This is a genomic window from Streptomyces anatolicus, assembly GCF_019400875.1.
GTDB lineage: Bacteria > Actinomycetota > Actinomycetes > Streptomycetales > Streptomycetaceae > Streptomyces > Streptomyces anatolicus.
The window spans coordinates 1-3,623 of record NZ_WMBF01000578.1 but is presented as its reverse complement, the minus strand read 5'-3'; the positions used below and the strand labels follow the sequence as shown (position 1 = coordinate 3,623).

2 protein-coding genes and 1 rRNA gene are annotated in these 3,623 nt (G+C 66.2%); all 3 read left to right on the top strand.

From position 1 onward, the window contains the following. The first annotated feature begins 9 nt into the window (after positions 1 to 9). The 3 genes from rrf to GKQ77_RS29790 all read left to right on the top strand — a co-directional run bounded on the left by rrf (position 10) and on the right by GKQ77_RS29790 (position 3,498). Positions 10 to 126: ribosomal RNA gene (gene rrf / locus GKQ77_RS29800) — 5S ribosomal RNA — on the top strand. Between the two features lie 155 nt (positions 127 to 281). Next, positions 282 to 890, top strand: coding sequence for a cardiolipin synthase ClsA (clsA, locus tag GKQ77_RS29795; RefSeq protein WP_125511469.1), 609 nt, complete (start codon positions 282 to 284; stop codon positions 888 to 890). Between the two features lie 112 nt (positions 891 to 1,002). After that, entirely contained in the window at positions 1,003 to 3,498 is a 2,496-nt protein-coding gene (locus GKQ77_RS29790) for a mannose-1-phosphate guanyltransferase (protein WP_219692227.1), read from the top strand. Positions 3,499 to 3,623 lie beyond the last annotated feature (125 nt).

Below are 3,623 nucleotides of genomic sequence, written 5' to 3'. Positions count from 1 at the left end.
TCATAGTGTTTCGGTGGTCATAGCGTGAGGGAAACGCCCGGTTACATTCCGAACCCGGAAGCTAAGCCTCATAGCGCCGATGGTACTGCAGGGGGGACCCTGTGGGAGAGTAGGACGCCGCCGAACTTCTTTTATAGCCGTGGTCCCTGGATTAAATTCCAGGGACCACGGCTTTTTTGTTTTGTGGCCACAGTGCCCTGGCACCCCTCCGCACCGCCCTGTGTCAGCTGAGGGTAAGGTCAGGGGGCATCATTGGTACTTTTCCCACAGGAGGCCCCCGGGTGGAGGTCCAGGAGACGCGTGTCCAGACGGACCGTGTCCTCACCATCCCGAACATCCTCAGCATGGCGCGTCTCGCCGGCGTGCCTCTCTTCCTGTGGTTGATCCTCAGGCCGGAGTTCGGGGGGCCCAACAGTGACGGGTGGGCACTCCTTGTGCTCGCGCTCAGCGGGGTCAGCGACTACCTCGACGGCAAGCTCGCCCGGCGCTGGAACCAGATCAGCAAACTCGGCCGGCTGCTCGACCCCGCGGCCGATCGGCTCTATATCCTCACCACGCTGCTCGGACTGACGTGGCGCGAGATTCTGCCGCTCTGGTTGACCGCGGCGCTTGTGCTGCGCGAGCTGGTTCTGCTGGTGATGGTCTGGATCCTCAGGCGCCACGGCTATCCGCCGCCGCAGGTGAACTTCCTGGGCAAGGCCGCCACCTTCAACCTCATGTACGCCTTTCCGCTACTGCTGCTGAGCGACGGAAGTGGCTGGCTCGCAACTCTCGCTGCTATTTTCGGATGGGCGTTCGCCGGATGGGGTACAACGCTGTATTGGTGGGCAGGGATCCTGTATGTGGTTCAGGTCCGCCGACTTGTCAAGGTGGACAACATGGCCGATTGAGCCTGCCGATTTGGCGGCCGTAGAGGCGCTTAGACCCGTGATGGACATATGCGGGACCAACTTGGCGGGCTGAGTCGGCTAGATCGTCGTCTATGAGGAGGACGTTTCCGACATGAAGGCCGTCGTAATGGCCGGCGGCGAAGGCACCCGCCTTCGCCCCATGACCTCAAGCATGCCCAAGCCGCTCCTGCCCGTGGCCAATCGGCCGATCATGGAGCATGTGCTGCGCCTGCTGAAGAGGCATGGTCTGACCGAGACCGTGGTAACAGTGCAGTTCTTGGCCTCACTCGTCAAGAACTACTTCGGCGACGGCGAAGAGCTTGGGATGGAGCTCACGTATGCCAACGAGGAGAAGCCGCTCGGCACAGCGGGCAGCGTGAAGAACGCCGAGGAAGCGCTGAAGGACGACGCCTTCCTCGTGATCTCCGGTGACGCGCTGACCGATTTCGACCTCACCGAGCTGATTAACTTCCACAAGGAAAAGGGCGCGCTCGTCACCGTCTGTCTGACGCGCGTACCGAACCCGCTGGAATTCGGCATCACCATCGTCGACGAGGAAGGCAAGGTCGAGCGCTTCCTGGAGAAGCCGACCTGGGGACAGGTCTTCTCCGACACGGTGAACACGGGCATCTACGTGATGGAGCCCGAGGTCTTCGACTACGTCGAGGCCGACGTGCCCGTCGACTGGTCCGGTGATGTCTTCCCGCAGCTCATGAAGGAAGGCAAGCCCGTCTACGGCTACATCGCCGAGGGCTACTGGGAAGACGTCGGCACGCACGAGAGCTACGGCAAGGCCCAGGCCGACGTCCTGGAGGGCAAGGTCGACGTCGAGCTCGACGGCTTCGAGATCTCGCCCGGCGTGTGGGTCGCGGAGGGCGCCGAGGTGCACCCCGACGCCGTGCTGCGCGGGCCCCTGTACATCGGGGACTACGCCAAGGTCGAGGCGAACGCCGAGATCCGCGAGCACACGGTGATCGGCTCGAACGTCGTGGTGAAGGAGGGCGCGTTCCTGCACAAGGCCGTCGTCCACGACAACGTCTACATCGGGCAGCACAGCAACCTCAGAGGCTGTGTCGTCGGGAAGAACACCGACATCATGCGGGCCGCCCGTATCGAGGACGGCGCGGTGATCGGCGACGAGTGTCTCGTCGGTGAAGAATCGATCATCCAGGGCAATGTGCGGGTCTACCCGTTCAAGACGATCGAGGCGGGCGCGTTCGTCAACACGTCCGTCATCTGGGAGTCCCGCGGTCAGGCGCATCTGTTCGGTGCCCGTGGTGTCTCCGGCATCCTGAATGTGGAGATCACGCCGGAGCTGGCGGTGCGGCTCGCCGGGGCGTATGCGACGACCCTGAAGAAGGGCTCGACCGTCACCACCGCGCGCGACCACTCGCGAGGTGCCCGTGCGCTGAAGCGTGCGGTGATCTCGGCGTTGCAGGCCAGCGCCATCGACGTACGCGATCTGGAGAACGTGCCGCTGCCGGTCGCCCGGCAGCAGACGGCTCGGGGCAGCGCCGGCGGAATCATGATCCGTACGTCGCCCGGGGTGCCGGACTCCGTCGACATCATGTTCTTCGACGAACAGGGAGCTGATCTGTCGCAGGGCAGTCAGCGGAAGCTGGACCGGGTCTACGCGCGCCAGGAGTACCGACGGGCCTTCCCCGGGGAGATCGGGGACCTGCACTTCCCGTCCAGCGTGTTCGACTCGTACACCGGGTCGCTGCTGCGGAACGTCGACACCACGGGCATCGCCGAGTCGCAGCTGAAGGTCGTCGTCGACGCGTCCAACGGCAGTGCCGGGCTCGTGCTGCCTAGCCTCCTGGGCAAGCTCGGCGTGGACGCGCTGACGATCAACCCCGGGCTCGACGAGTCGCGGCCCACCGAGACCGCGGACACGCGCAGGTCCGGGCTTGTGCGGCTCGGTGAGATCGTGGCGTCCGCGCGGGCGGCGTTCGGCGTGCGGTTCGACCCGGTGGGCGAGCGGCTCTCGCTCGTCGACGAGAAGGGTCGGATCGTCGAGGACGACCGTGCCCTGCTGGTCATGCTGGACCTGGTGGCCGCCGAGCGGCGCAGCGGGCGCGTGGCGCTGCCGGTGACGACGACGCGTATCGCCGAGCAGGTGGCCGCGTACCACGGCACACAGGTGGACTGGACGACCACGTCGCCGGACGATCTGACGCGGGTGGGGCGCGGGGAGTCGACGATCTTCGGCGGCGACGGACGCGGTGGGTTCATCGTGCCCGAGTTCAGCAGCGTCTTCGACGGCACGGCCGCGTTCGTGCGGCTCATCGGTCTTGTGGCGCGTACGCAGCTCACCCTCAGCCAGATCGACGCGCGCATTCCGCGTGCACACGTGCTGCGGCGCGACCTCGCGACGCCTTGGGCCGTCAAGGGGCTCGTGATGCGGCGCGTGGTCGAGGAGGCCGGGGACCGGTCCGTGGACACCACCGATGGTGTGCGGGTCGTCGAGGCCGACGGGCGTTGGGTGCTTGTGCTGCCCGACCCGGCCGAGGCCGTGACCCATCTGTGGGCCGAGGGGCCCGACGACGCGTCCGCCCAGGCGCTGCTCGACGAGTGGGCCGCGGTGGTGGACAGCGCCGGCCGCTGACCATGTGCGGGTGCCGGGCAGTACCAGCAACAGGTGCTGCCCGGCACGCCGGTGGGGCCATTCGGAGGTAGCGCCCGCGACGTGCGACGATGTGCGGCATGCCGGGCAGCACCTGTTGCTGGTAC

What these genes read in the sequence shown, in the direction of transcription:
- GKQ77_RS29790 (WP_219692227.1), top strand. Translation starts at nt 1,003, where the DNA reads ATGAAGGCCGTCGTAATGGCCGGCGGCGAAGGCACCCGCCTTCGCCCC.